Consider the following 26,026-nt stretch of genomic DNA (forward strand, 5'->3'; position numbering starts at 1 on the left):
CGTCAGAGGCCGTAGCGCTCCGCAAGCTCCGGCTCGCGCTCGGCGATCTGCTTCGCGAGGTCGACGATCACGCGCGCCTGCTTCCACGTCGCGTCGTCCTGCATCTTGCCGTCGAGCATCACGGCGCCGGTGCCGTCCGGCATCGCGTCGACGATCCGCTTGGCGAACTTCACCTCCTCGACGTCCGGCGAGAACACCTGCTTGGCGATCGTCACCTGCGAAGGATGCAGCGTCCAGGCGCCGACGCAGCCGAGCAGGAAGGCGTTGCGGAACTGCGCCTCGCAGGCCGCCGAGTCCGAGAAGTCGCCGAACGGCCCGTAGAACGGCTTGATTCCGTTCGCCGCGCAGGCGTCGACCATCTTGGCGATCGTGTAGTGCCAGAGATCCTGCTGGTAGAAGGCGCGGGGCGCATCGCCCTCCTTGTCGGTGAGCACGCCGTAGCCGGGATGGCCGCCGCCGACGCGGGTGGTCTTCATGCGGCGCGAGGCGGCGAGATCGGCCGGCCCGAGGCTCATCCCGTGCATGCGTGGGCTGGACGAGGCGATCTCCTCGACGTTCATGACGCCCTGCGCGGTTTCGAGGATCGCGTGGATCATGATCGGCTTCTCGAGCTTGTGCCGCGCCTCGAGCTGGGCGAGCAGGCGGTCGAGATAGTGGACGTCCCACGAACCCTCGACCTTCGGCAGCATGATAACGTCGAGCTTGGCGCCGACCGCGCCGACGATCTCGATGACGTCGTCGAGCGCCCACGGGCTGTCGAGCGCGTTCATGCGGATCCAGAGGCCGGTCGCGCCGAAGTCCGTCGCCTTCGCCATCTCGATGAAGCCTGCGCGGGCCGCCTCCTTGGCGTCGGCCGGCACGGCGTCCTCAAGATTGCCGAGCACGACGTCGACCTGGGATGCGAGGTCGGCGGCGCGCAGGCGGATCTTCTCGACGTGCGGCGGCACGAAATGGATCATGCGCTCGACCCGGACCGGCGGCTCGCGGAACGGCTCCGGCGCGCCGAGCGCGAGCGGGCGGTAATAGGCGCTCGGGACGATCATGGGCGGAGCTCCGGCTGGACGGGGGAGGAGGGGCTATTTCGCGGGGCGCATGCTGCGGCGCAAGGCGTCTTTCGTCGCAATGCGGAGCCGCTGGGGGCGGGCCGGAATGGCGGGCATGCTGCGGCGTCGATTGACCGGAGAGGGCCGACGCTCTAGCGGGGCGCATGAGCGACGTCGCCGGTCTTGTCTTTCCCTTCTTCGGCCTGATCTTCCTGGGCTTCCTGTGCGGCCGGCTGGCCCGCGCGCACGAGGAAGGCCTCGCCTGGTTCAACGTCTACATCGTCTATGTCGCCGTCCCCGCGCTCTATTTCGTGCTGATCTCGCGCACCCCGTTCGAGGAGCTTGCAAATGTCGGCTTCGTCGCGGCGACGACCACGGCGACCTTCACGGCCTTCCTGATCTCGCTCGGCATCGGCCTTCTGGCGTCGCGTGGAAACCTAGCCGAAGCGACGATGCAGGGCGTCGCCGGGAGCTATTCGAACGTCGGCTATATGGGCCCGGGCCTGACGATGGCCGCGCTCGGTCCGGCCGCGGCGGCCCCGACCGCGCTGATCTTCGTGTTCGACTGCACGCTGCTGTTCACGCTGGTCCCGTTCCTGATGTCCGTCGCGGGTCCTCGCCATGACAGCCTCGGCGCCACCGCGCGTCTGGTCGTGCGCCGCGTCGCGCTGCATCCCTTCAACATCGCGACGGTGGTCGGCGGGATCGCGGCCTATTTCCACTGGCTGCCGCCGGCGCCCGTCATGCAGATGGTGACGCTGCTCAGCGGTTCGGCCGCGCCGTGCGCGCTGTTCGTGATGGGCGTGACGGTCGCCCTCCGCCCGCTCAAGCGCGTTCCGCCCGAACTCCCTGCGCTGCTCGCTGTGAAGCTGGTGCTTCATCCCGTGATCGTCTGGACGATCCTGCACCTCGTCGGCGGTTTCGATCCGCTCTGGGTCGCGACCGCCGTGCTGATGGCGTCGCTGCCGCCGGCGCTCAATGTGTTCGTGATCGCCAATCAGTACCGCGTCTATGTCGAGCGGGCGTCGAGCGTCGTTCTGGTCGGGACGGTGATCTCGGTCGTCACCGTGACCGGGCTGCTCGCGGCGATGGTCCACGGCCGCCTGTTCTAGGCGCGGCGCCTCAGAACGCCGGGCCGCCGGCCAGCCCCTCCCGCATCACGAAGCGCCGCAGCGGCCCGATCCGCGACAGCGCGGCGAGGCCGAAGCCGCGGGCGGCGTGGACGGGGGTCAGCGAGCTCAGCAGCGAGCGGTTGAGCAGGTCGGTCGCGGCTGCGCGCGAATAGACGTCGCCGACGCGCGAGCGGGCGTAGGCGCGCAGCGTCCGCCCGTCGCCGACGTCCCGCCGTTCGGCGAGCGCCGTGGCGATGGCTTTGGCGGCGCCAGCGGCGTCGCGGACGCCGAGGTTGAGCCCCTGCGCGCCGATCGGAGGCAGAACATGACCGGATTCGCCCACCAGCAGCGTGCGGGCCGCGGCGAAACGGGTCGCGACGCCCACCGTGATGGGGAAGGACCCGACGGCGCCCTCGAGCCGCATCGCTCCGAGCAGACGCCCGCTTTTCAGCGTCGCGGCTTCCGCCAGCGCCTCGGGGGAGAGCGCGAGGAGCGAGTCGGCGCGAGCCGGGGAGGCGACCCACACCACGCTCGACCGCTTTCCCGGCAGGGGCACCAGCGTGAACGGGCCTTCCTCCGCCTGGATCTCGGTCGAAACGCCGTCATGGTCGCGGTCGTGCGAGACGAAGAAGGCGAGCGCCGTCTGCGGCGCGCGGCGGCTCTTGAAGCCGATGCCGGCCGCCTCGCGGAGCAGCGAGCCGCGGCCGTCGGCCGCGACCGCCAGCGCGGCGTCCAGCGTCGCGCCGTCGTCGAGCGTCAGCGACACGCTGTCGGCGGCCGGGCTGCTCCGCCGAACCTCGGCCGTGACGATCCGGACGCCCGGCGTGTTCGCCAGCGCTTCGATCAGCGCCTTGGTCAAGGCCGCGTTCGCGACGTTCCAGCCGAAGGCCTCGACGCCGATCTCTCCGGCCTCGAAGGTGACCTCCGGCGCGCGGAACAGGCGCCTGCCGCCATCGATGATGCGAAGCTTGAGGAGCGGCGCCGCGCCGGGCCGCAGCACGTCCCACACCCCCGCATCGCGCAGGATCGCGACCGAGCCGTCGAGCAGCGCGGTGGTGCGCGTGTCAGGACGCGGCGCGGGAGCGATGAGGGTCGTCTGTGCGCCCGTCCGGGCGATCAGCAACGCCGCAAGCAGGCCGGCTGGGCCGCCTCCGACGACGGCGACGTCCTTGCGTGCGACGCTCATGATCCTCGTCCCGACCTATCCACGGGTTTGTGTGTAAGGCTGATCAGCGCCATCGGGAAGCGGGGAGGTCTCCTGGACCTGATGCGTTCGTGATCTCGCAGAGCCCCTCGCCGCCTTGTGATCGAACCGGGCGAAGCTATCTCGCAGTCGCAACAACGCGATCGACTGGAGACCGGGATACGATGCTTGAGGTTTTTTCGACACCGGAGGCGTGGGCCGCGCTCCTCACGCTGACGGCGATGGAGATCGTCCTCGGCATCGACAACGTCGTCTTCATTTCCGTGCTCGTGGCGAAGCTGCCGGAACATCAGGCGAAGCGCGCGCGTCAGGTCGGCCTGGGCCTCGCGCTCGTGTTCCGCATCGGCCTCCTCTTCATGCTGACCTGGCTGATCGGGCTGAAGGAGCCGGTGTTCAGCGCGCTCGGCCACGGCTTCTCGTGGCGCGACATCATCCTGATCGCCGGCGGCGGCTTCCTGATCGTCAAGGCGACGCTGGAGCTGCACAACTCGATCGAGGGCGAGGAGCACGGCTCAAAGGGCGCTGTTCAGAAGGCCTTCGCGATCATCATCGCGCAGATCATCGTGATCGACCTCGTGTTCTCAATCGACTCGATCATCACCGCGATTGGGATGGCCGAGTCGATAGAGGTCATGATCGCGGCCGTCATGATCGCCGTCGCGGTGATGTATCTGTCGTCCGGCCCGATCAGCGACTTCGTTTCGCGACACCCGACCACCAAGGTTCTGGCGCTCGCATTCCTCCTGCTGATCGGCATGGTGCTCGTGGCCGACGGCTTCGGCTTCCACGTGCCGAAGGGCTACATCTACTCCGCGATGGCGTTCGCCCTGCTGGTGGAGATCCTCAACGTCGTCGCGAAGGGCCGGAAGGCGAAGCTGGCCTCGATCGCAGGAGTCAGCGACGCGCCGACGCGGCCTGCGGATCGCACCGCGAGATGACGGCGGGCCGCTGAACGCGCTATTCAGCGAAGGTCGTCCCGGACATTGCGGGGCGGCCGGTCGGGAGACTTAAGAGCGTGCAAGTCATCAGGCGCAGCGTAACGGCCGTCATTCTCGCCGCGGCTCTCGTGCAAAGCGCGGCGGCGATCGCGGCCAGCGGGGAGCCGGGGACGGCCTGGGTCGAGAACCGCAGCACGCCGACCCAGTGCGCCGAATTCGACAACGTCTATTATACGATGACCGATCAGAACATCGGCCGCTTCCGGATCGACGTCTCCGCGCCGGTCTATCTCGCTGATCTCGCGGCAGACGACACCGGCCCGAACTTCGCCAACTGCGAGGCGATGAAGGAGGACCCCAAGAACCACTTCACGCCGAAGCAGATCACTCTCTATGACGACGGCCAGACCCGGATCGTGGGACACACCTACGCCGAGTCCTGGCGCGCCCGCGGGGCCGAGGTGATCGTGGGAGACACGGACGAGAGCGACTTGCACCTCGTCCAACTGTTCGAGAAGGTCGACGGCGCGTTCGTCGAGTATCTCGTGGTCTATCCCTTCGACGGCTACTGGCGCGCGAAGCCGATCCCGACGACCAAGTTCCCCAACGCCGCCTATGGAACCTCATTCCTCGTCGGCCCGGTCGAACAGCAGCATCGGCCGATCGTCGACATCTCGAAGCTCGAGATCGACCCGAAAACGAAGACTTTCCGGATGACTTTCGCCAAGGGCGGGACCGGCTCGCTCAAGGTCTTGGCCGCCGACCAGAAGCACATCCTGCTCGACGTGACGCTCGATGGCCTGTCCAAGGAGGAGCCGCCGCTTCCCTTCGCGGCGATCCGGTCCATGTTCGTGTCGCCGACCAATGCGGACACCGCGCGGGTGACGTGGCGGACCGATACCGGGCTCTACAATCAGCCGGTGATGGATTTCAAAGACGCCAACGCTTCCGAGGTCCGTTTCGACCGGATCGAGCTTTCCAAACACAACACCAGCGCGCCGGACGTGACCTTCAGCGGTTTCGCAAGTCCGCCCCCCGCGCGATAAGAGGCGACGACACATGGCCAAGGCGATCCGCGTCCATCAGACTGGCGGCGCAGAAGTTCTCACCTTTGAGGACGTCGAGATCGGTCAGCCCGGCAAAGGCGAGGCCGCGATCAAACAGACGGCGATCGGCGTCAACTTCATCGACGTTTACCACCGCACCGGTCTCTATCCGCAGCAGACGCCGTTTACGCTTGGCTCGGAAGGCGCAGGCGTCGTCACCGCAATCGGGGAGGGCGTGACCGACGTCGCGGTCGGCGATCGCGTCGCCTATGCCGGCGGCCCGCTCGGCGCCTATGCGACCGAACGGCTGATCCCGGCGGATAAGCTCGTGAAGATCCCGTCCGGCGTCTCCGACGAGACGGCGGCCGCCGCGATGCTCAAGGGCATGACGGCGCAATACCTGTTGCGGCGGACCTTCAAGGTCGGGCCGGAGCATGTCATCCTGTTCCACGCCGCCGCGGGCGGCGTCGGTCAGATCGCCTGCCAGTGGGCGGCGCATCTCGGCGCGACGGTCATCGGCACCGCCGGCGGCCCCGAGAAGGTCGCGCTCGCGAAGACCAAGGGGTGCGCCCACGTCATCGACTACAAGACCGAGAATTTCGTCGAACGGGTGCGGGAGATCACAGGCGGCAAGGGTTGCGACGTCGTCTATGACAGCGTCGGCAAGGACGCTTTCCCGGGCTCGCTCGACTGCCTCAAGCCGCGCGGCCTCTGGGCGAGTTTTGGCCAGTCGTCGGGCTCGGTCCCCGATTTCCCCATCGGTCTGCTCAGCCAGAAGGGCTCGCTCTACGCGACCCGCACCAGCCTGTTTCATTACACCTCCACCCGGCCGGAACTGCTGGCGACCGCGGCGGATCTGTTCGACGTCATTGCGTCGGGCGCCGTGACGGTCGACATCGGCCGCCGTTTTCCGCTCGCCGAGGCGGCCGAAGCCCACCGCGCGCTCGAAGGTCGCCGGACGACGGGCTCGACGATCCTGCTTCCGTAAGCTCTTGCGGGAGAACGCCGCCAACGACGAAGCCGTCGGGCGGACAAGGTGGCCGCGCGTCGACCTCCACGACGCCAGGTGAGCGTCATCTTCTGACGTAGACGCTCGCTCCCTCCCGCAAGCGGAGAGGGGCCGGCGGCGCGACGCCTCGTTTGCTGTCCGTCCGAAATTTCTCCCCCGCCATCCGCCCGGCTATACTTGCCGCGTTCCGCCTCGCATAAAAGCGCCATGCCGAGTTTCCGCACCACCCGCCGCGTTCCGCATACGGCCGACCAGATGTTCGATCTCGTCGCGGACGTCGAGAAGTACCCGCTGTTCCTGCCGCTCTGCGAGGCGCTCAGAATCAAGCGGCGCGAGGAGCGGAACCAGCTTCCGGCGCTCGTCGCCGACATGACGATCGCCTACAAGATTTTCCGCGAGACCTTCTCGAGCCGCGTCACGCTCGACCGTGACGCGCAGAAGATCCTTGTCGAATATCTCGACGGCCCGTTCAGCCATCTCGAGAACCGCTGGACCTTTCGTCCGCTCGAAGCCGGCGGCTGCGAGGTGCAGTTCTTCATCGAATGGGAGCTGAGGAGCCGTACGCTCTCGATGCTCGTCGGGTCGGTGTTCGAGCGCGTGTTCCGCCGCTACGCCGAGGCGTTCGAGCGCCGCGCCGACGACGTCTACGGCCGCCCGGCGCTCGCGTGACGGGCCGGCGGCCGGGCGAAGAGGGGTTGATCGCGCGCTTCTTCCGGCCGCTCGCGACTTCGCCGGGCGCCGCTCTCCTGCTCGACGACGTCGCGACGGTCCCGCATGTCGAGGGGCGCGAGCTCGTTGTCACGACCGACGCGATCGTCGCAGGCGTCCACTTCTTCCCCGACGATCCCGCGGACGCCATCGCCCGCAAGGCGCTGCGCGTGAACCTGTCCGATCTGGCGGCGAAGGGCGCCCGTCCGGCCGGCTACCTCGTGACGTTGGCGCTGCCCCGCGACTGGACGGTCGACTGGCTCGAAGGCTTCGTCGAGGGGCTCGCGGCCGACCAGGAGGAGTTCGGCGTCAGCCTGCTCGGCGGCGACACCGTGCGCACGCCTGGCCCCCTGTGGATTTCCGTCACCGCGCTCGGCTACGCGCCCGAGGGCCATGTGCCTCGGCGCAACGGCGCTGCGCCCGGCCAGCGGCTCTACGTCACCGGCACGATCGGCGACGCGGCGCTCGGCCTCCTGCTGCGGCAGGACGAAAGCCTCGCGCTGACCTGGGATCTGCGCCGCGCCGACAAGGAATGGCTGCTCGACCGCTATCTGCTGCCGGAGCCGCGGCTTTCGCTGGCCGGCGTCGTCAGCGCCTATGCGACGGCCTCGATGGACATCTCCGACGGCCTCGTCGGCGACGCGGGAAAGCTCGCTTCGGCGTCCCGCGTCGGCGCACTGATCGACGCGTCGCGGACGCCGCTGTCGCGGGCGGCTTCGCGCGCGGTCGCGGCCGACCGGGAGGCGCTCGCCGTCGCGCTGACCGGCGGCGACGACTACGAACTGCTGCTCGCGATCGATCCGGACGACGCCGACGCCTTCGAGAGCGACGCGGCCGCCGCGGGCGTGCCCGTCACCGACATAGGCGCGCTGGTCGAAGGCGGGGGAGTCTCGGTCGAGGCCAATGGGCGGCCGCTCGATCTCGGCGCCGGCTCGTTCGCCCATTTCTGAGCGAGGACGGGCTGTGTCCCGACCGCCACGCACGCATGGGAAGCGTTCGCGGAGCCAATTGAAACCGCGCCGCCCGCTGACCAGAATGCCTTCCGAATCCAGGGAGTGACGGCAAGCGTTCCTCCCGCCAGAAAACGCGGGCATCGAACCGCTCCGGAGACGACATGCGCATCGTGAAGACAATGCTGGCCGCCGCGCTGCTGACGGTCTCCGCCGGGGCGGCTTCGGCCGCGAGCTGCGGCAATGACGGCGCGGGCTTCAGCGCCTGGCTGCAGGATTTCAAGGCGCAGGCCCAGTCGAGCGGCGTGTCCGCACGCACGGTGGAGGCCGCTCTCGGCAATGTGTCCTACGACCGCGGCACCATCCAGCACGACCGGGCCGTGCGAAAGGCGTTCGGCGGGGGCGCCGGATCGCTCCTCAGCCGCGCCTCGTCGAGCAGGGCGGCGGCCGGAAAGGCGCGGATGCAGCGCTACGCGGCTGTGGTCCAGCGCACTGAAGCCCGGACCGGCGTTCCCGGTCCCGTCATCATGGCGATCTGGGGCCTCGAGACCGATTACGGCGCGGTGCAGGGCGGCAAGCCGATCTTCACCGGCCTCGCCACGCTCGCCTATGACTGCCGCCGCAGCGAGATGTTCACGAAGGAGCTGCTGGCGGCGCTGCAGATCGTCGACCGCGGCGACCTCAGCATCGGCGAGATGCGCGGCGCCGGCCATGGCGAACTCGGGCAGGCGCAGTTCCTGCCGAGCTCATACCTGAAATACGCCACCGACGGCGATGGCGACGGCCGCCGCGACCTCGTCCGCTCCGGGCCGGACGTGATCGCCTCGATCGGCACCTATCTGGCCGGCTACGGCTGGAGCCGGGGCGGCGGCTGGGAGCCGGGTTCGGCGAACTTCCGCGTGTTCAACGAATGGAACCGCTCGAGCGCCTATCAGGAGGCGATCGCGCTGCTCGCGACCAAGATCGCCGCAGGAACGTCGGCCACCCGCTGACGGCAGATCGCGAGCCGGCTCTCCCCGAGGCCGGTTCGCGGACCGCCGCCCAAATAGATTTATTCCAGTCTTAACGCCGCTGCCGCGCGCTTTCGCGTCGGGTCTACGAGCGGTCGCGCTGCTCTACTCAAAAAGACTTCTTTCAAAGCGCCTTAATCAATTGCGGAGGCCCTGGGCTTCTGGCAGCTTTCCGCCCCGCATGCTGAACGCGTGCGCGGGCTGGACTACGCCAACGAAGAGGACCTCGGCTTCGCCGGAACGGTCCCATGGCGAATGGAAACGCTGCAGGGGATAAGAACAATGGCGCTGACGCTGATAGTCCTCCTGGGACTTCTATCGATCGTATACGGGGTGTGGGCCACCCGATCCCTGATGGAGGCCGACGCCGGCACGCCCAGGATGCAGGAGATCGCGGCCGCGATCGCCGAGGGCGCGCAGGCCTATCTCAAGCGCCAGTACACGACCATCGGGGTCGTCGGCGTCGTGATCTTCGTGGCGGTTGCGTATTTCCTGTCGCTGCCGGTCGCCTTCGGCTTCCTGATCGGCGCGGTGTTGTCCGCCGCCGCCGGCTTCATCGGCATGAACGTCTCGGTGCGCGCCAACGTCCGCACCGCCCAGGCCGCCTCGCATTCGCTGGGCGCAGGCCTCGAGGTCGCGTTCAAGTCGGGCGCCGTGACCGGCATGCTGGTCGCGGGGCTCGCGCTGCTCGGCGTCGCGATCTACTACGCGATCCTGACCTCCGTCATGGGCCATGGCGCGGGCGACCGCGTGGTCGTCGACGCGCTGGTCGCGCTCGGCTTCGGCGCCTCGCTGATCTCGATCTTCGCCCGTCTGGGCGGCGGCATCTTCACCAAGGGCGCCGACGTCGGCGGCGACCTCGTCGGCAAGGTCGAAGCCGGGATTCCCGAGGACGACCCGCGCAATCCCGCGACGATCGCGGACAATGTCGGCGACAATGTCGGCGATTGCGCTGGCATGGCGGCCGACCTGTTCGAGACCTACGCCGTCACCGTCGTCGCCACCATGGTTCTGGCGTCGATCTTCTTCGCCGGAGATCCGGCCTTCGGCAACCTGATCCTCTATCCGCTCGGCATCTGCGCGGTCTGTATCGTGACCTCGATCGCAGGCACCTTCTTCGTCAAGCTGCCGGCCAGCAACTCGATCATGGGGGCGCTCTACCGCGGCTTCGGCGTATCCGCCGGGCTTTCGCTGATCGGCATCGCGCTCGCGACAGCGGTCCTCGTCGGCTTCAGCACGGAATACACCACGACGACCGGCGTCAGCTTCACCGGCTGGGATCTCTATCTCTGCGCGGTCACCGGCCTCGTGATCACCGGGCTGATCGTGGTGATCACCGAATACTACACCGGCACGGGTTATCGCCCGGTCCGTTCGATCGCGGCCGCGTCCGTCACCGGCCACGGCACCAATGTGATCCAGGGCCTCGCCGTCTCGCTCGAGGCGACGGCGCTGCCGGCGCTCGTCATCATCGCCGGCATCATCGTGACCTATTCGCTCGCGGGCCTGTTCGGCATCGCGATCGCCGTCACCGCCATGCTGGCGCTCGCCGGCTTTGTGGTCGCCCTCGACGCCTTCGGCCCGGTGACCGACAACGCCGGCGGCATCGCCGAGATGGCGGGCCTTCCCGCGGAAGTCCGCGTCGCGACGGATGCGCTCGACGCGGTCGGCAACACCACCAAGGCGGTCACCAAGGGCTACGCCATCGGTTCGGCGGGCTTGGGCGCGCTGGTGCTGTTCGCGGCCTACACCTCGGACCTCAACCATTTCATCGCGAACAGCGACCAGTACCCCTACTTCGCCGGGGTGAAGCTCGATTTCTCGTTGGTCAATCCCTACGTCGTCGTCGGCCTTCTGTTTGGCGGCATGCTGCCCTTCCTGTTCGCCGCGATGGGCATGACCGCCGTCGGCCGCGCCGCCGGCGCGATCGTCGAGGAGGTGCGCAGGCAGTTCCGCGAGAAGCCGGGCATCATGGAGGGCAGAGACCGGCCGGACTACGGCCGCGCCGTCGACATCCTGACGAAGGCCGCGATCAAGGAGATGATCGTGCCCTCGCTGCTGCCGGTGCTGTCGCCGCTCGTCGCCTACTTCGTGGTGCTCGCCGTCGCCGGCAAGAACGAGGCGTTCTCCGCGGTCGGCGCGATGCTGCTGGGCGTGATCGTCACCGGGCTGTTCGTCGCGCTGTCGATGACGTCCGGCGGCGGCGCCTGGGACAACGCGAAGAAGTACATCGAGGACGGCCACCATGGCGGCAAGGGCTCGGACGCCCACAAGGCCGCGGTGACTGGCGATACGGTCGGCGATCCCTACAAAGACACGGCCGGACCCGCTGTGAACCCGATGATCAAGATCACCAACATCGTCGCGCTGCTGCTGCTCGCGGTCCTGGCGCACGCCGGCTGATCGCGGGGAGGGCGCCTTACGCCCTGCTCAAGAAACCGACGCTCGAGGTCGCCCTCTCCCGCAGTGGAGAGCGTGACTTCGGGCGTCGCCCAGGGTTTGACAGAGGTCGGCGGGTGCAGGTTAGAGCCCGCCGCTGTCCTTCATCCGGCGGCCGGAGGCTTACGCCTCCATCCACCTTCTCCTCCAAGGGCAGGCGAAACGGACCACAGATCTTGCCGTGTTACGCGTGTTCGAAAGACTTCCTGAGCCGCGCGTATTTCGCGCGCGCCACCGAAAGCGCATACCGCATCGCGAATCCGAACGACGCTTTCAAAACCGGGAACGGGCTCTGCGGATGCCCGGCCACGCGTCCGCCAGCGTTGCGCCAGGCCTTCAGGCCGCCGCGCAACGCCAGCGCGCCATCGAGGCCGAGCGCGCGGGCCCGGCGGGCGGCGGCGAGCGGCGCGAACTTCGGGCCGCCATAGAAAATGAACACCTTGCCCGGCTCGAACAGGCGCGCGTGGAGCGGGCTCGTCGGGTCGATCAGGCCGGCGAACTCGCCCGGCGGGCAATGGAACGAGCCTTGGATCCAACCGGTCTCGTCCGCGCTTTCCCAATCGCTCAGGTCGACGAGCACCGCCTGCTTGCGCCGGTAGAGCGTGATCGCCTCGCGCGCTTCGATGACGACTACGGGACGCTTTCTCGCGCGCGTCGAACGCTGGGAGGCAGGAGCCGCGGTCATCGCCGCGATTCTCGGAAGAGCGGATGCTGTGAACGCCATCTGGCGGTCCCTCAAAGATGATCCGGTCGGCAGTCGCGCTGCTTCAACGTCGTGAGGCCACCACGGCCTGCGGTCGTAACGATTTGGTGACGCCCACATTGTCAATTAGGCGGACGTTGGAGAGTCGCGCCGCCACGAGCAGGCGCATGGGCCGATCTTCGCTCGCATCACTGGAAGCGAGCGTCTCTGCATCCCGAAGCTCAAGATAGTCAATAGCGAAGCCCGCGCGTTCTATTTGCAGGCGTGCAACGGCTATCGCCCGTTCAGGGTTCCCGCCGTCGCCGATTTCGGCGGCTGCGGCGTCGAGCGCGGCGTAAAGCGCTGCGGCCCTGGTTCGATCGGCTGGGGAGAAGTAGGCGTTCCGGGACGAGAGGGCGAGACCGCTCGTCTCGCGCACCGTTTCGCCGCCGACGATCTCGACGGGCAGTGAAAGGTCGCGCACCAGACGCCGGACGACAGCCAGCTGCTGGAAGTCCTTTTCTCCGAAGACCGCAATGTCGGGCGCGCATTGGATCAGGAGCTTGGTCACGACGGTCGCGACGCCCGCGAAGAAATGCGGCCGCGCGTCGCTCTCGAGCCCCGCGGCCGGACCGCCGACCGTGACGACGGTCGCTGCGCCCTCGGGGTACATCTCCGAAACCTGCGGCGCATAGAGCAGATCAGCCGCGTCCTGAAGCGCCGCGAGGTCGGAATCGAGGTTCCTCGGATAGGTCGCGAAATCCTCGTTCGGGGCGAACTGCGTCGGGTTCACGAAGATCGAGACCACCACCCGGTCGACCTCGCTCCGCGCTCTGGCGACGAGCGCGAGGTGACCGGCGTGGAGCGCGCCCATTGTCGGCACGAGCGCGATCCGCTCGCCCGCAGCCCTCCAGGACGAAAGCCGGGCGCGGAGCGCGCTCACGGTGGTGACGACGTCCGTCATCGTGCAGTTCTCTCTAACGCCGCTTGCCCTCGCGGCTTGACCAGCCTTGCGTTATCAGCATGGAACGCAGCGCGCCACGCGACCTTCGCCACGGTCTTCGAGCGCGCGCCCGGTTCATCAGGAATCGGGCGATAGGACAGGGCAATCAATGATCTGGATCGTGTTCGGGGCGCTCGCGCTGGCGACGATTCTCGCTGTCGGGCGCATCCTCGTGGACGCGGATCCCTCGCGTGCGCGCAAGCCCGCGCGAATCGTCAGCATGGCCTGCTGGGGCGTCGGCCTCGCGCTCACCTTCACCGGCAAGCCCCTTGTCGGGATGGCGCTGATGGGTCTCGGGGCGCTCGGGACGGGCGCGTTCGCGCGCCGGCCCGGACGATCAGGGTTCGGAGAACGAGACCGTGACCGCCGGTCGTCCTTCGGGGGTTCGAACGGCGAGGCGCACGGCGACGCGCGGGGCCGGGGAGGGCGCGCCCCAGGCCGAGCGGGCGTAATGACCGAAGAGGAGGCGTATCAGATCCTTGGCCTGCAGCCGGGGGCGGGCCCGGAGGAGATCGCTCGTGCGCATCGGTCGCTGATGAAGAAAGTCCATCCCGACCAGGGGGGGACGACCGACCTCGCGGCGCGGGTCAACGCCGCGAAGGATGTTCTCTCGGAGCGGCGCCATCGCTGAGCCCTCCCTGTCTCAGTTCTTGATTGCGAAGCAGCTCACCGAGCTGCGCTTGAGCGCCTTGCAGGCCGCGTCCGCGGACCGCTCGTTCAGGCCGGCGAACCGGGCGCGATAATAAGTCCGGTCGCCGCGCATGTAGGTCTCGGTGAATGGCTCGGCGCCGCTCAGGACCCGGCCGCCCTTGGCCTTGGCGTTGGACAAGAGCGCCTGCGCGCCGGCGGCCTCCGTCGTGGCGCCGATCTGGATCAGCCAGCCTTTGCGGATGGGCGCGGTCTCGGCGGCGGGGGCCGGCCGAGGGGCCGCCTCGACGTCGCGGGAGGCCACGCGGACGGGGCGTTGCTGCGCCGCAGGCTCCGGCGACACGAGGTCGGCCTCGTCCTGCGCTTCGGAGGCGGCTGAGGACGGCACGCTGCCCGTCACGGTCGGCTGACGTCCGACGACCCATCGCATGGACTGCGGGGTGACGGCGCCTTCCTCCGGATCGGGGATCGAGGCGGCGACCACCGGCTCAGCGGCGGCGGACACGGCGCGGGGGGCGGCCTTCGGCGTCGCCCCGGACGTGGCGACGGCAGGCGCCGGCTGGGGCGCGGGGGTCGGCATCGGCGGAATCGGATCGAGCGACGCGACGCGCTCGGGCGTCTGCACGACCTGCGAGGAGAGCGGCGTCGGAACGCTCGCCATCACCGCGGGCCGCGTCATGCGGGCCGGAGCGCCGCGGTCGCCGTTCTCCGCCACCAGCGGCGCGGTGCGGGAGCCCGGCTGCGCGCGCGGAAGGTTCAGCGCGATCAGTTCGCGCATATGGGCGTCCCGAGACGGGCCGGTGCGCCCGCCCATGACGACGGCGACGATGCTGCGCCCCTGGCTCTTCACCGAGGTCAGAAGGTTGAAGCCGGAGGCGTTGGTGTAGCCGGTCTTGATGCCGTCCACGCCCTCGACGCGGCCGAGCAGCTTGTTGTGGTTCGGCATGGCGCGTCCGGCGTAGGTGAAGACGCGCGTCCCGAAATAGCCGTAGTAGCGCGGGAAGCGGTCCTGGATCGCGCGGCCGAGGGTGACGAGGTCGCGCGCCGAGGTGACGTGGTTCGGGTTCGGCAGGCCAGACGCGTTGCGATAGACCGTCTTATACATCCCGAGCGCGCGCGCCTTGCGCGTCATGCGCTCGGCGAAGGCGGGCTCCGAGCCTTCCAGGTTCTCGGCGAAGGCGCAGGCGACGTCATTCGCCGACTTGGTGACGACCGCCTTGATGCCGTCCTCGACGCTGATGGTCTGGCCGGGCCGCAGGCCGAGCTTCGAGGGGGCCTGCGCCGCGCAGTGGCTCGTCATGGTGATGCGGCTTTGGAGGCCGAGGCGCGAACGCTCGAGATCCTCGAAAACCAGATAGAGCGTCATGACTTTAGTGACGGACGCGGGAAAGCGCGTCTCGTCGGCGTTCTGCTCGAACAGGACGCGGCCGGTCTTGGCGTCCACGACGAGCGCCGAATAGTTCGGCGCGCCAGTGAAGGTGGAGGCGGGCATAGGCCGAGCGACGTGCGAGGGCCGCTTCGGCGCCCGATGCTTCGAGCGCGCCTCGGCGCTGTCGATCGTCGCGAAGGTCGCGCCAGCCGCGACGCTCGCAATCGTAAGGCAGGACGCCAGACGCCCGCCCCAACTCGTCACGCAACCCATCATCATACCCGTATTCCCGTTCCGGCGACCGAACCGGCGCTCCCGGCGTATCCGGGACAGCGCAGTCAACGACTCTGACGAGACGCGGTTACGGAGCGGTTAAACGATCATCTGTTTGTGCGATGCAGAGCTCACGCTTGACATTATGTTGCACTGCACATATTTCGATTTTCAGACGCATGACGCGTCTGAAAGCGTTCAGTCGCTGGCTGTAGACGCTTTCGCCTAGGGGCAAAAAGCGCATTCCGCGAAGCTAACCACGCTAGAGGAAACAGACATGCCGGTGAATACGTTTGACGACGCTCAGAAGTTCGGTCGCGAGAACATGGACCTAACCCTCAAGAGCTTGGGCTCGGTGAGCAAGGGCTTGCAGGCGATCGCAGTCGAAGTGGCCGATTATTCGAAGAAGGCTTTCGAAGACAATTCGGCGCTGTTCGAGAAGATCGTCGGCGCGAAGAGCGTGGACAAGGCGATCGAAGTCCAGTCGCAGTTCGTGAAGTCGGCTTACGAAACCTATCTCGCTCGCATGACGAAAATCGGCGAGCTCTACGCCGACATGGCCAAAGAGAGCTACAAGCCGATCGAGAGCGCTTTCGCCAAGGCGAAGTGACGCTGGACGGAACGCCGCCGTCCGACGACGGCGACTGAAACGACAAGCCCGGCTTCGAGCCGGGCTTTTTTTTGTCCAGCGGCGTGCATACTTGGGTGATGCGAACGGCCTTTCCCCGGTCTGGCGCGTTCGAAAAACCGGGGCTAGGATCGACAGGTGATTTGGTGCGGCGCCGCGGAAGGCTCGCCACGTATAGACGGTGCGACGACGAGACGGCTGGAATGAGGGAGGCTAGGACCACGACTCCGAAACGTAATCTGCGCCGCCCGACGGGTCGGCGCAGCGTGGTCGCGCTCAGGGCCGGCATGAACGTCGCAGGTCCGCCGCGGCGTGTCGAAGACGCAGCGCCCGGCACGGTCGTGGTCACCAAGACGCGGACCAAGGTTAAGCGGCCGAGTCTGTACAGGGTGCTGATACTGAACGACGACTACACCCCAATGGAGTTCGTCGTGCATGTTCTGGAGCAGTTCTTTTCGAAAGACCGTGAAGCCGCGACGCGCATCATGCTGCACGTCCATAATCACGGCGCCGGGGAGTGCGGCGTCTACACGTATGAGGTCGCTGAAACCAAGGTGACGCAGGTGATGGATTTTGCTCGCAAGCACCAGCACCCCTTGCAATGCGTCATGGAGAAGAAGTGAGGTAATCCAATTGCCGTCATTCTCGCGCAGCCTCGAGCAGTCACTCCACCGCGCCCTGGCTTTCGCCAATGAGCGCCGCCACGAATACGCCACGCTCGAGCATCTGCTGCTTTCGCTGGTCGACGACCAGGACGCCGCGGCCGTCATGCGGGCCTGCAACGTCGATCTCGAGATCCTGCGGCGCAACCTCATCGAATATGTCGACACCGAGCTTGAGAACCTCGTGGGCGAGACCTCCGAGGACTCCAAGCCGACCGCCGGCTTCCAGCGCGTGATCCAGCGCGCCGTGATCCATGTCACGTCGTCCGGCCGCGAGGAGGTGACCGGCGCGAACGTGCTCGTCGCGATCTTCGCCGAGCGCGAGAGCCACGCCGCGTTCTTCCTGCAGGAGCAGGACATGACGCGCTACGACGCGGTCAACTACATCAGCCACGGCATCGCCAAGCGCCCGGGCCTGAGCGAGAGCCGCCCCGCGCGCGGCGGCGCCGAGGACGAGGCCGGCGCCACGACGGAGGAGACGACCGGCGGCAAGAAGAAGGCCGACGCCCTCGACGCTTACTGCGTCAACCTCAACAAGAAAGCGAGGGAAGGCCGCATCGATCCGCTGATCGGCCGCGACGCCGAGATCACGCGCACGATCCAGATTCTGTGCCGTCGGACCAAGAACAACCCGCTGTTCGTGGGCGATCCCGGCGTCGGCAAGACGGCGATCGCGGAGGGCCTCGCGCTCCGCATCGTGCGCGACGAGGTGCCGGAGGTTCTGCAGGACGCCACGGTGTTCTCGCTCGACATGGGGTCGCTGCTCGCCGGCACCCGCTATCGCGGCGACTTCGAGGAGCGGCTGAAGCAGGTCGTGAAGGAGCTCGAGGCGACGCCGGGCGCGATCCTGTTCATCGACGAGATCCACACCGTGATCGGCGCCGGCGCGACCTCGGGCGGGGCGATGGACGCCTCCAACCTGCTGAAGCCGGCGCTCGCCTCGGGCAATCTGCGCTGCGTTGGTTCGACGACCTACAAGGAATATCGCCAGCACTTCGAGAAGGATCGGGCGCTAGTCCGGCGCTTCCAGAAGATCGACGTCGCGGAGCCGTCGATTCCGGACACGATCGAGATCCTCAAGGGCCTCAAGCCCTATTACGAGAGCTATCATCAGGTCCGCTACACCAACGAGGCCATCAAGGCCGCGGTGGAGCTGTCGTCGCGCTACATCAACGACCGCAAGTTGCCGGACAAGGCGATCGACGTGATCGACGAGACCGGCGCAAGCCAGATGATCCTGCCGGAGAACAAGCGCCGGAAGACCATCGGCGTGAAGGAGATCGAGGCGACGATCGCCACGATGGCCCGCATCCCGCCGAAGTCCGTCTCGAAGGACGACGCGGAGGTGCTGCGCTCGCTCACCACGAACCTCAAGCGGGTGGTCTACGGCCAGGAGGCCGCTATCGAGGCGCTGTCCTCGACGATCAAGCTCGCCCGCGCGGGGCTTCGCGATCCGGAGAAGCCGATCGGCTGCTACCTGTTCTCGGGGCCGACCGGCGTCGGCAAGACCGAGGTCGCCCGGCAGCTGTCCTCGCTGCTCGGCGTCAAGCTGCTGCGCTTCGACATGTCGGAGTATATGGAGCGGCATACGGTCAGCCGCCTGATCGGCGCGCCTCCCGGTTATGTCGGCTTCGACCAGGGCGGCCTGCTGACGGACGGCATCGACCAGAATCCGCATTGCGTGCTGCTGCTCGACGAGATCGAGAAGGCTCACCCGGACCTGTTCAACATCCTGCTGCAGGTGATGGACCACGGGAAGCTGACCGACCACAACGGCAAGCAGGTCGATTTCCGCAACGTGATCCTGATCATGACGACCAATGCGGGCGCGTCCGATCTCGCCAAGGAGCCGATCGGCTTCAACCGCCCCAAGCGGTCGGGGGAGGATTCTGACGCGATCAACCGGCTGTTCGCGCCGGAGTTCCGCAACCGGCTCGATTCGGTCATCGCCTTCGGCAACCTGCCGATCGAGGTCGTCAGGCACATCGTCGAGAAGTTCGTCCTCCAGCTCGAGGCGCAGCTCGCTGATCGCAACATCACGATCGAGCTCACCGACGAGGCGCGGGACTGGCTGGCAGAGCGGGGCTACGACCCGCAGATGGGCGCGCGTCCGCTGGCCCGGCTCATTCAGGAGACGATCAAGACGCCGCTCGCGGACGAGGTTCTGTTCGGCAAGCTCAAGGGCGGCGGCGCCGTTCGCGTGCTGGTGGAGACCAAGGCCGACGGCGAAACCGGTCTCGCCTTCACCTTCCCCGAGGGGCCGGTGACGCCGAAGCCGGAGAAGATCGACAGCGGCTCCGATCCGAAGGATGGCGGCGATCGACCGAAGCGCCGTTCGCCTGAAGGTCCAAGGCGCGGCGCCGCCAAGACCCCGCCGCTCGTGCGCAGCGACGGCTGAATATGCGGTCTGCCCCCGAAGCCGGCGCCGCCGGCTCTTCGGGGGCCGAGGCGTTTTCCCCTGAAGAGCCGCCTGCGGACGAGTCGAGCGCCTCGTCCTGGTTCTGGCGGGGCGCGCGGGCCTCCCTCAGCACCCCGGGCTTCGTGCTGTTCGGAAGCTTCACCGGCTTCGGCGCGATGACGCATGACTTCGGCTGGCCTGTCTGGGCCGCCGCGCTCTCGACGCTGTTGATCTGGGCCGCGCCCGGCCAGTTGGTGCTGGCGGGCGCGCTCGCGAGCGGCGCCGGAATCGCGGCCTCCTCGCTCGCCGTGACGATTTCGGCCGTGCGGCTGCTGCCGATGGTCGTCGCCATCCTGCCCGTCCTGCGGACGCCCGAGACCCGCTTCGGGACCAGGCTGCTGGCCGCCCACTATGTCGCGGTCACGGCATGGTTCGAAGGCACGCGGCGGACACAAGCCATGCCGCGCACGGCGCGGATGCCGTATTTTCTGGGTCTCGCCAACGGGCTGGTCGCGGGCAGCACCATCGCGACCGTCGCGGGCCACGCCGCCGCCGCCAACTTGCCCGCGCCGCTGTCGATCGGGCTGCTGGGGCTGACGCCCGTCTACTTCCTGCTGTCGCTCGAGCGCGGAGCGGGCGGCATAGGGGAGCGGGTCGCGATCGTGCTGGGCCTCGTCATGGCGCCGGTCGTCTCGCAGATGTCGGCTAGCTTCGACCTATTGCTCACCGGCGGAATCGGCGGAACCGCGGCGTTCCTCGTCGACCGAGCCATCCGCCGCCGCCAGGCGGCGTCGTGAATCAGCACGACGCGTGGTTCATGCTGCTCGCGGTGCTCGCGGCGTTCGCCGCGAATGAGGTGTGGCGGGTGCTCGGCGCCGTGCTGTCGGCGCGGCTGGATGAGAACAGCGCCCTGTTCTCATGGGTCAAGATGGTCGCCACCGCCCTGGTCGCGGGCCTTGTCGCGAAACTCGTGCTGTCGCCCACCGGCGGCTTCGCGCTCGCGCCGCTCTGGCTCAGGCTGGGGTCGGTCGGCGTCGGGGTTGCGGTCTACGCCGCCGGGCGCCGCTCTCTGGCGCTCGGCGTCGGCGCGGCCGAAGTCGTGCTCATCGCCGGGATGGTGATGCTGGGGAGGTGAGGCCTCCTGGCCAGACGGGTGAGCGTCACTCCGCCAGAGCGGCTCGGATCTTCTCGGCGTGGGCGGCAAGCACTTCCTGCGTCTCCATCTGGCCGGTGTGCGGCCTGAGCGGCACGTCCGTCCAGCGCGGCAGCAGATGGACGTGGGTGTGGAACACGACCTGCCCGCCGGCGGATTCGTTGAACTGCTGGATGGTCATGCCCTCGGCGCCCAGGCCGGCCTTGACCGCGCGCGCCACTTTCTGAACCGCGACGAACAGCGGGCCAAGATCGGCGAGCTCCATCTCCAGCAGGTTCCGCGACGGCGCCTTCGGAATCACCAGCACGTGGCCGTCGGCGCGCGGCATCACGTCCATGAAGGCGAGCGCGGCGTCGTCCTCGTAGACCGTGTGGGCGGGCAGGTCGCCCCTGAGGATCTTGGCGAAGATGTTGTCGCTCTCGTAATCAGCCATCGCGATGCGGCTCCGTTCGTCGTGTTCGGCGGCGCCAGCTCTCGCGGAGCGGACGGCGGCGGTCAAGCGTCGTCTTCGACGCCTCGCCCGTCCCCGCGGCGGAAAGGCGTCAGGGCCTCGAGGTCGTCATTGGCGAGCGCGACATAGGCGCGCTCGCGCTTGAGGTAATCGGCGACCGCCCGGTTCAATGCGGGATCGGCGAAGGCGTGGGCCGAATAGGTCGTGACCGGCCGGTAGCCGCGAGCGAGCTTGTGCTCGCCCTGCGCGCCCGCTTCGACGCGGGCCAGGCCGCGCGTGATCGCCGCGTCGATCGCCTGATGGTAGCAGACCTCGAAATGCAGGAAGGGCCGCTCCTCGATGGCGCCCCAATAGCGACCGTAGAGCGCGTCGCCGCCGATGAAGTTGAGCGCGCCCGCGATCGGTCTGCCTCCGTGGTCCGCCATCACCAGCAGGATTCGCTCGGGCATCGCCTCGCCGACCAGGCTGAAGAAGCGGCGGTTGAGATAGGGCCGGCCCCATTTGCGAGAGCCCGTGTCCATGTAGAACTCGAAGAACGCGTCCCAGTCCGCCTCGCGGAGGTCTGAGCCTGTGACATGGCGGATCGTGACCCCATCCGCCACGGCCTCGCGCCGCTCGCGCTTCAACTGCTTGCGCTTGCGGGAGGCGAGGTCGGCGAGGAAGTCCTCGTAAGCGCCGTAGCCCTCATTGCTCCAGTGGAACTGCCGGTCGGTCCGCGCCAGAAAGCCCTGCCGCGTCAGCAGGGCCTGCTCGGCCTCGGTCGCGAAGGTGACGTGCGCCGACGAAACGCCGGTCTGCCGCATGACGGCGAGCAGGGCGGCGGCCAGGCCCCCTTGAGCCGTCTCGCGGTCCTGCTCGGGCGCGGCCAGAAGCCTCGGGCCGGTCGCAGGCGTGAAGGGCGCCGCGACCTGCAGCTTCGGATAATAGTCGCCGCCGGCGCGTTCATAGGCTTCGGCGAAACCATGGTCGAAGACATACTCGCCCTGGCTGTGGCTCTTGAGGTAGCACGGCGCCACGCCGGCGACCGCCCCGTCCTCGTCCTCCAGCACGATATGTCTCGGTCCCCAGCCCAGGCGCGGCGAGACCGAGCCGGACTTTTCCAGCGCGTTGAGGAAGCGCCAGTCGATGAAGGGGTTGTAGCGCGCAAGACCGCCGTCCGAGAGCGCGCAGGCGTTCCAGACATCGCGCTCGATGTCGTCGATCCGCTCGACGACGCGGGCGGTGAAGGATTTCTGAGCGTGCATCCGGGTTTCAGGCGTGTCGCGTCGCGGAAGGATCATCCGAAACTAGGCTCCGGCGCCCGACGATCCAGACGCCCGGGGGTGCGGCGAACGGCCAAGGTCACGGACCTTTATCCGGAGCGCCACGTTTGATCTTATGCGGCCCGGCCCGAGGGCCCAATGCGATCGACCGGCGCACCCACGCCGCGACGGCCGACGAGGTGGAGGATAAGCGACGCATGAAAATTCAACTTCTCTCGGCAGCCGCTGCGCTGATCGCGCTGACGGGCGTCGCCGACGCGCACGGGCCGACGCGGCAGAAGACGCAGCAACAGGTCGAGATCAACGCGACGCCGGACAAGGTCTGGAAGGTGGTCGGAAACTTTCAGGACGCAAGCTGGATCCCGATCGTCGAAAAGACCGAAGGGTCGGGCGGCAACGACAAGGACGCCACCCGCAAGCTGACGCTGAAGGGCGGCGCCACCGTCGAGGAGGTGCTCGACACCTACGACGCGTCGGGCTTCACCTACCACTACCGGATCACGAACGTCGACGTGAAGGTCCTGCCCGTCACCAATTACTCCTCCAAGATCACCGTGAAGGCCGACGGCGACAAGTCGACCGTGACGTGGTGGGGCGCCTTCTACCGCGGCTATCCGAACAACGATCCGCCGGCCGAGCTCAGCGATGAGGCCGCGATCAAGGCCGTCAACGACCTCTACAAGGCCGGCCTGGGGAACCTGAAGGACAAGGTCGAGAAGGGGAGCTGACGCACCCGTGCGCAGCGTCCTCGCAGCGCTTTGCCTCGTCGCCGCAGGGTCAGCCTGCGCCGACGAGGCGTTCATCACCAACCAGAGCGGCGACGACCTGACCGTGCTCGACCTCGCGACCGGTAAGGCGGTCGCGACGATTCCGATCGGGGGCAAGCCCGCTGGGATCGCGGTCTCGGCAGACGGCGCGCGCGCCTATGTGACCAGCCCCGAGGGCAAGAGCCTCGCGATCCTCGACGCCGCGGCCGGCAAAGTCCTGTCGCGCATTCCGCTCGAGGGCGGGCCGCTCGGCGTCGCGGTGCATCCCTCCGGCGCGCCGGTCTATGTCGCGGACTGGTATGGCGAGCGGATCTTCGCGATCGATCCCGCAAAGGGGGCGGTGACCGCTGAGATCGCCGTCGGCAAGTCGCCCTCCGGTCTTGCGCTGACGCCTGACGGTAAGACTCTGCTCTCGGCGGACCGTGAATCGGATGAGATTTCGATCGTCGACGTCGCCACGAACGAACGGGTGGCGACGGTCGCCGTCGGGAAGCATCCTTTCGGCGTGACGATCGACGCGAAGGGCGAGCGCGCCTACACGGCGAACGTTGAGTCGAACGACGTGTCCGTCATCGACATCGCGGCCAGAAAGGTCATAGCGACCGTCAAGGTCGGGGAGCGGCCCTATGTGGTCGGTCTCGCGGCCGGGCGCGCGTTCGTCTCCGATCAATACGCCGCGCAGATTTCCGTCTTCGACGTCGCCACGCTGGCGACGGTCGGCGAGATCGCGGTCGGCGATTATCCGGAAGGCGTTCAGGCTTCGCGCGACGGCAAGCGCGTCTACGTCGTCAACTGGTCGTCGAATACGGTGTCGGAGATCGACGCGACGACGCTGAAGGTCGTGCGCGAAATGGAGGTCGGAGACGGCCCGCGCTCGTTCGGCCTGTTCATCCGGCCGACGCCATGACGGAGCCGAGGCTTCGCCCTAGATCGCGAACCTGTTTTGCGAGCGTCATCGGGTCGAACGGCTTGGAGATCACCGCGACCACCCCGAGCGTCCTGAACCGTTCGGCTTCACGAGACTGGGTTTGCGCGGTGATGAAAACGACCGGGACGGCGGCCGAGGCCGGCTGGGCGCGGAGCAGCCCCAATGTAGCCGGCCCGTCGAGATCAGGCATCATGACGTCGAGCAGAATGATATCTGGCTTGAACGACTGGGCTTTCAGCACGGCTTCCGCGCCCGACGCGGCGGTCTCGACCACGGCGTCGCCGTCGAGTTCAAGAGACAGCCGGGCGACCTCTCGGATGTCCGGCTCGTCGTCGACGTATAGTACGCGCATTACCGACTCCTGCTCGTCAGCAACGAGGAGGAAGCGGCGCTGCGACGCGCGTTGCAAGTCCGATGATCAGCCGAACGCGCCCATCGCGCTCCACAGGATCGCGCCTGACATCAACGCCAGACCGATCATGTCGCCATTGAGCAGCTGCCGCTCGATTGCATTGTGGGGGGCAGTATTGAGCAACGAGTCATCGACAATATCGATGTCAGTCGAGCTGTAGTCTTCCTGGGATGAGGTCGAATCGAAGTCATCATTCAGATCCCCGGCGAAATTTGCTCCGGGAACGAACGAACGGGAAGCGGCTGCTTGCGCATTTTCAATAACATGAAACATTGCAGTCACCGCTTGTGTCGTGTCCAACCACACACACAACGCAGCGACGTCTGCCAGGTTCCGCCTGACAGACGTCATTCACGGATTTTTTACGTGGGGTTAATTTCAGCGCGCGGCGAGCGCGCCGTCATCCAGCAGATGTTCGAGCGCGCCGATCGCGATCTCGAGATCAGCGATCTTGCGAAGCGCCCCGTCCGACGGAAGGGTCTGCGCGCGGGCCGCCGCGGCGAACAGATCGATCTGCGCCGCCTTCATCCGATCGAGCAACGACTTGTAGTCTTCCATGTGCCGAGCCGTTCCCGTCGCTTAACGTCAATGCGCCGACGGGCGGGGCGGTCGCCCCGTCGTCGTCGGCAATAAAGAAAACTGGTCGGAGCGAGAGGATTTGAACCTCCGACCCCTAGTCCCCCAGACTAGTGCGCTAACCGGGCTGCGCCACGCTCCGATGCCCTTGCGGGCCGAGATCGTCTAGCGCTATGCGGCCTCGCGTGCAAGCGCTGCTGGCCAAACGATCATAATCGATGTGGGCGCAGGCGGAACGACACCGCTTCCCCATGTCTTCTACCGCCAGTGAATGGCCGCTCCCCCTTGCTGCCTGCCCTTCGGCCGCTCTGTCCTGGATTTAGAATGACGCAACATTTCTTCCCAGCTGGCGGCCGCGCGCCGGTCGTCGTGGTGACCGGCGCCACCGCCGGAGTCGGCCGAGCGATAGCGCTGCGGTTCGCGGAAGCGGGCTATTCGGTCGGGCTGATCGCACGCGACGCGCTGGCGCTCGAGGGCGCTCGCGCCGAGATCGAGAGCTTCGGCGTCGACGCCGTCGCCGTTTCCGCCGACGTCGCGAGCGCCGATCAGGTTTTCAGCGCCGCCGGCCGCATAGAAGGCGAACTCGGGCCGATAGCGATCTGGGTCAACAATGCGATGGTCACGGTTATCTCGCCCTTCGCCGCGGTGACTCCGGAGGAATACCGGCGCGTGACCGAGGTCACCTATCTCGGCGCGGTTCACGGCACGATGGCGGCCCTGAAGCACATGAAACCGCGGGACCGCGGACGCGTCATCCAGATCGGATCGGCGCTGGCCTATCGCGGCCTGCCGCTCCAGTCGGCCTATTGCGGCGCGAAGCACGCGATCCGCGGGTTCACGGAGAGCGTCAGATCCGAGCTGATCCACGACAGATCCAACGTCAGGCTGATGATGGTCGACCTGCCGGCGGTGAACACGCCGCAGTTCGACTGGGCCCGCACGCACATCCTGCGAACGCCCCGCCCGATGGGAAGGCCGGTCCAGCCCGAGGCGATAGCGGACGGCGTCTTCCGTGCGGCGCACGGCCGGGGACGGGACCACTGGATCGGATGGACGACGGCGCTGACGGTCCTTGGCAACGCGGCGTCGCCGGGCTTTCTCGATCGCTACCTCGCCAAGGCGGTCGAAGGTCAGCAGACGGCGATCCCGAAGACGCCCGACCGCCGCGACAATCTCGCGGCTCCAGTTTCCGGTCTCCACCGGACTCAGGGATCATTCAGTCGCGAGGCGAGCGCCAGAGCCCCGCTGCTTCCCGCTGAAGCCGTGCGGCTCGGCGTCGTGACGGCCGGCGCTCTTGCATGCGCTGCGATCGGGGCGCTGATCGGGGCGGCGATCAGAAGACGGTGAGGTCGCTT

27 protein-coding genes and 1 tRNA gene are annotated in these 26,026 nt (G+C 67.6%); 17 read left to right on the forward strand and 11 right to left on the reverse strand.

Going from position 1 to position 26,026, the window contains the following annotated elements; translation table 11 throughout:
- Positions 1–2: 2 nt before the first annotated feature.
- The gene (locus PKE75_RS09395) at positions 3–1,043 is read right to left on the reverse strand and encodes an HpcH/HpaI aldolase/citrate lyase family protein (protein ID WP_271168449.1); all 1,041 of its coding nucleotides are present in this window, start codon (positions 1,041–1,043) and stop codon (positions 3–5) included.
- A gap of 164 nt (positions 1,044–1,207) precedes the next feature.
- On the opposite strand from PKE75_RS09395, the gene PKE75_RS09400 reads away from it, so the two are divergent.
- Positions 1,208–2,155, forward strand: coding sequence for an AEC family transporter (locus PKE75_RS09400; protein WP_271168450.1), 948 nt, complete (start codon positions 1,208–1,210; stop codon positions 2,153–2,155).
- Between the two features lie 10 nt (positions 2,156–2,165).
- On the opposite strand, the gene PKE75_RS09405 is transcribed toward PKE75_RS09400, so the two are convergent.
- Positions 2,166–3,341 carry a UbiH/UbiF family hydroxylase gene (locus PKE75_RS09405; protein ID WP_271168451.1) on the reverse strand — a complete coding sequence of 392 codons (1,176 nt, stop codon included), beginning with the start codon at positions 3,339–3,341 and terminating at the stop codon, positions 2,166–2,168.
- 182 nt (positions 3,342–3,523) lie between these two features.
- On the opposite strand from PKE75_RS09405, the gene PKE75_RS09410 reads away from it, so the two are divergent.
- The 7 genes from PKE75_RS09410 (at position 3,524) to PKE75_RS09440 (ending at position 11,423) form a co-directional block, all read left to right on the forward strand.
- The gene (locus PKE75_RS09410) at positions 3,524–4,297 is read left to right on the forward strand and encodes a TerC family protein (RefSeq protein WP_271168452.1); all 774 of its coding nucleotides are present in this window, start codon (positions 3,524–3,526) and stop codon (positions 4,295–4,297) included.
- Positions 4,298–4,374: 77 nt separating this feature from the next.
- Positions 4,375–5,343, forward strand: coding sequence for a hypothetical protein (locus PKE75_RS09415; protein ID WP_271168453.1), 969 nt, complete (start codon positions 4,375–4,377; stop codon positions 5,341–5,343).
- A gap of 13 nt (positions 5,344–5,356) precedes the next feature.
- Positions 5,357–6,331, forward strand: coding sequence for a quinone oxidoreductase family protein (locus PKE75_RS09420; protein ID WP_271168454.1), 975 nt, complete (start codon positions 5,357–5,359; stop codon positions 6,329–6,331).
- Between the two features lie 228 nt (positions 6,332–6,559).
- On the forward strand, positions 6,560–7,021 hold the full coding sequence (locus PKE75_RS09425; RefSeq protein ID WP_271168455.1) for a type II toxin-antitoxin system RatA family toxin: 462 nt from the start codon (positions 6,560–6,562) through the stop codon (positions 7,019–7,021).
- Positions 7,022–7,047: 26 nt separating this feature from the next.
- Positions 7,048–8,010, forward strand: a complete 963-nt coding sequence (thiL, locus tag PKE75_RS09430; RefSeq protein ID WP_271168456.1) for a thiamine-phosphate kinase — start codon at positions 7,048–7,050, stop codon at positions 8,008–8,010.
- A 164-nt stretch (positions 8,011–8,174) separates the two neighbouring features.
- Positions 8,175–9,002, forward strand: a complete 828-nt coding sequence (locus PKE75_RS09435; RefSeq protein WP_271168457.1) for a lytic murein transglycosylase — start codon at positions 8,175–8,177, stop codon at positions 9,000–9,002.
- Positions 9,003–9,302: 300 nt separating this feature from the next.
- Positions 9,303–11,423: a sodium-translocating pyrophosphatase gene (locus tag PKE75_RS09440; RefSeq protein ID WP_271168458.1), complete on the forward strand. Its 2,121-nt coding sequence runs from the start codon at positions 9,303–9,305 to the stop codon at positions 11,421–11,423.
- Between the two features lie 220 nt (positions 11,424–11,643).
- Here PKE75_RS09440 and PKE75_RS09445 read toward each other — a convergent pair whose 3' ends face one another.
- Both PKE75_RS09445 and panC read right to left on the reverse strand, forming a co-directional pair.
- On the reverse strand, positions 11,644–12,144 hold the full coding sequence (locus PKE75_RS09445) for a rhodanese-like domain-containing protein (protein ID WP_271168459.1): 501 nt from the start codon (positions 12,142–12,144) through the stop codon (positions 11,644–11,646).
- An 82-nt stretch (positions 12,145–12,226) separates the two neighbouring features.
- A complete protein-coding gene (gene panC, locus PKE75_RS09450) occupies positions 12,227–13,105 on the reverse strand; it encodes a pantoate--beta-alanine ligase (protein ID WP_271168460.1) in 879 nt (292 codons plus the stop codon).
- Positions 13,106–13,253: 148 nt separating this feature from the next.
- Between panC and PKE75_RS17935 the strand changes: the two genes are divergently transcribed.
- Positions 13,254–13,775, forward strand: a complete 522-nt coding sequence (locus PKE75_RS17935; RefSeq protein ID WP_428979124.1) for a DnaJ domain-containing protein — start codon at positions 13,254–13,256, stop codon at positions 13,773–13,775.
- A gap of 12 nt (positions 13,776–13,787) precedes the next feature.
- On the opposite strand, the gene PKE75_RS09460 is transcribed toward PKE75_RS17935, so the two are convergent.
- Positions 13,788–15,440 (reverse strand): D-alanyl-D-alanine carboxypeptidase, encoded by a 1,653-nt coding sequence (locus tag PKE75_RS09460; protein ID WP_271168461.1) that lies wholly within the window; start codon positions 15,438–15,440, stop codon positions 13,788–13,790.
- Between the two features lie 271 nt (positions 15,441–15,711).
- Between PKE75_RS09460 and PKE75_RS09465 the strand changes: the two genes are divergently transcribed.
- The 5 genes from PKE75_RS09465 to PKE75_RS09485 all read left to right on the forward strand — a co-directional run bounded on the left by PKE75_RS09465 (position 15,712) and on the right by PKE75_RS09485 (position 20,257).
- Positions 15,712–16,044, forward strand: a complete 333-nt coding sequence (locus tag PKE75_RS09465) for a phasin family protein (RefSeq protein WP_271168462.1) — start codon at positions 15,712–15,714, stop codon at positions 16,042–16,044.
- Positions 16,045–16,349: 305 nt separating this feature from the next.
- Positions 16,350–16,685 carry an ATP-dependent Clp protease adapter ClpS gene (gene clpS / locus PKE75_RS09470; RefSeq protein WP_271168543.1) on the forward strand — a complete coding sequence of 112 codons (336 nt, stop codon included), beginning with the start codon at positions 16,350–16,352 and terminating at the stop codon, positions 16,683–16,685.
- 10 nt (positions 16,686–16,695) lie between these two features.
- Positions 16,696–19,122: an ATP-dependent Clp protease ATP-binding subunit ClpA gene (gene clpA, locus PKE75_RS09475; protein ID WP_271168463.1), complete on the forward strand. Its 2,427-nt coding sequence runs from the start codon at positions 16,696–16,698 to the stop codon at positions 19,120–19,122.
- Between the two features lie 2 nt (positions 19,123–19,124).
- Positions 19,125–19,919, forward strand: a complete 795-nt coding sequence (locus tag PKE75_RS09480; RefSeq protein WP_271168464.1) for an AzlC family ABC transporter permease — start codon at positions 19,125–19,127, stop codon at positions 19,917–19,919.
- Positions 19,916–20,257 (forward strand): AzlD domain-containing protein, encoded by a 342-nt coding sequence (locus tag PKE75_RS09485; RefSeq protein WP_271168465.1) that lies wholly within the window; start codon positions 19,916–19,918, stop codon positions 20,255–20,257. Before PKE75_RS09480 ends, PKE75_RS09485 begins: the two co-directional genes overlap by 4 nt.
- Positions 20,258–20,282: 25 nt before the next feature.
- Here PKE75_RS09485 and PKE75_RS09490 read toward each other — a convergent pair whose 3' ends face one another.
- Positions 20,283–20,708 carry an HIT family protein gene (locus PKE75_RS09490; protein ID WP_271168544.1) on the reverse strand — a complete coding sequence of 142 codons (426 nt, stop codon included), beginning with the start codon at positions 20,706–20,708 and terminating at the stop codon, positions 20,283–20,285.
- Positions 20,709–20,770: 62 nt separating this feature from the next.
- Positions 20,771–22,006, reverse strand: a complete 1,236-nt coding sequence (locus PKE75_RS09495) for a GNAT family N-acetyltransferase (RefSeq protein WP_271168466.1) — start codon at positions 22,004–22,006, stop codon at positions 20,771–20,773.
- Positions 22,007–22,185: 179 nt separating this feature from the next.
- On the opposite strand from PKE75_RS09495, the gene PKE75_RS09500 reads away from it, so the two are divergent.
- Together PKE75_RS09500 and PKE75_RS09505 are read left to right on the forward strand one after the other, a co-directional pair.
- Positions 22,186–22,716 carry an SRPBCC family protein gene (locus PKE75_RS09500; protein ID WP_271168467.1) on the forward strand — a complete coding sequence of 177 codons (531 nt, stop codon included), beginning with the start codon at positions 22,186–22,188 and terminating at the stop codon, positions 22,714–22,716.
- Between the two features lie 7 nt (positions 22,717–22,723).
- Positions 22,724–23,662 (forward strand): YVTN family beta-propeller repeat protein, encoded by a 939-nt coding sequence (locus PKE75_RS09505; protein WP_271168468.1) that lies wholly within the window; start codon positions 22,724–22,726, stop codon positions 23,660–23,662.
- Here the strand turns inward: PKE75_RS09505 and PKE75_RS09510 are convergent.
- The 4 genes from PKE75_RS09510 to PKE75_RS09525 all read right to left on the reverse strand — a co-directional run bounded on the left by PKE75_RS09510 (position 23,643) and on the right by PKE75_RS09525 (position 24,813).
- Positions 23,643–24,035 (reverse strand): response regulator, encoded by a 393-nt coding sequence (locus PKE75_RS09510; RefSeq protein WP_271168469.1) that lies wholly within the window; start codon positions 24,033–24,035, stop codon positions 23,643–23,645. The genes PKE75_RS09505 and PKE75_RS09510 overlap by 20 nt on opposite strands.
- A 66-nt stretch (positions 24,036–24,101) precedes the next feature.
- Complete coding sequence (locus PKE75_RS09515; RefSeq protein ID WP_271168470.1) at positions 24,102–24,446, reverse strand: hypothetical protein; 345 nt, start codon at positions 24,444–24,446, stop codon at positions 24,102–24,104.
- Positions 24,447–24,473: 27 nt separating this feature from the next.
- Positions 24,474–24,653 (reverse strand): hypothetical protein, encoded by a 180-nt coding sequence (locus tag PKE75_RS09520; RefSeq protein WP_271168471.1) that lies wholly within the window; start codon positions 24,651–24,653, stop codon positions 24,474–24,476.
- An 82-nt stretch (positions 24,654–24,735) separates the two neighbouring features.
- Positions 24,736–24,813, reverse strand: a tRNA-Pro gene (locus PKE75_RS09525).
- Between the two features lie 182 nt (positions 24,814–24,995).
- Here PKE75_RS09525 and PKE75_RS09530 point away from each other — a divergent pair.
- Complete coding sequence (locus PKE75_RS09530) at positions 24,996–26,018, forward strand: SDR family oxidoreductase (protein WP_271168472.1); 1,023 nt, start codon at positions 24,996–24,998, stop codon at positions 26,016–26,018.
- Positions 26,019–26,026 lie beyond the last annotated feature (8 nt).

This window comes from Hansschlegelia plantiphila (assembly GCF_027922265.1).
Lineage (GTDB): Bacteria > Pseudomonadota > Alphaproteobacteria > Rhizobiales > Methylopilaceae > Methylopila > Methylopila plantiphila.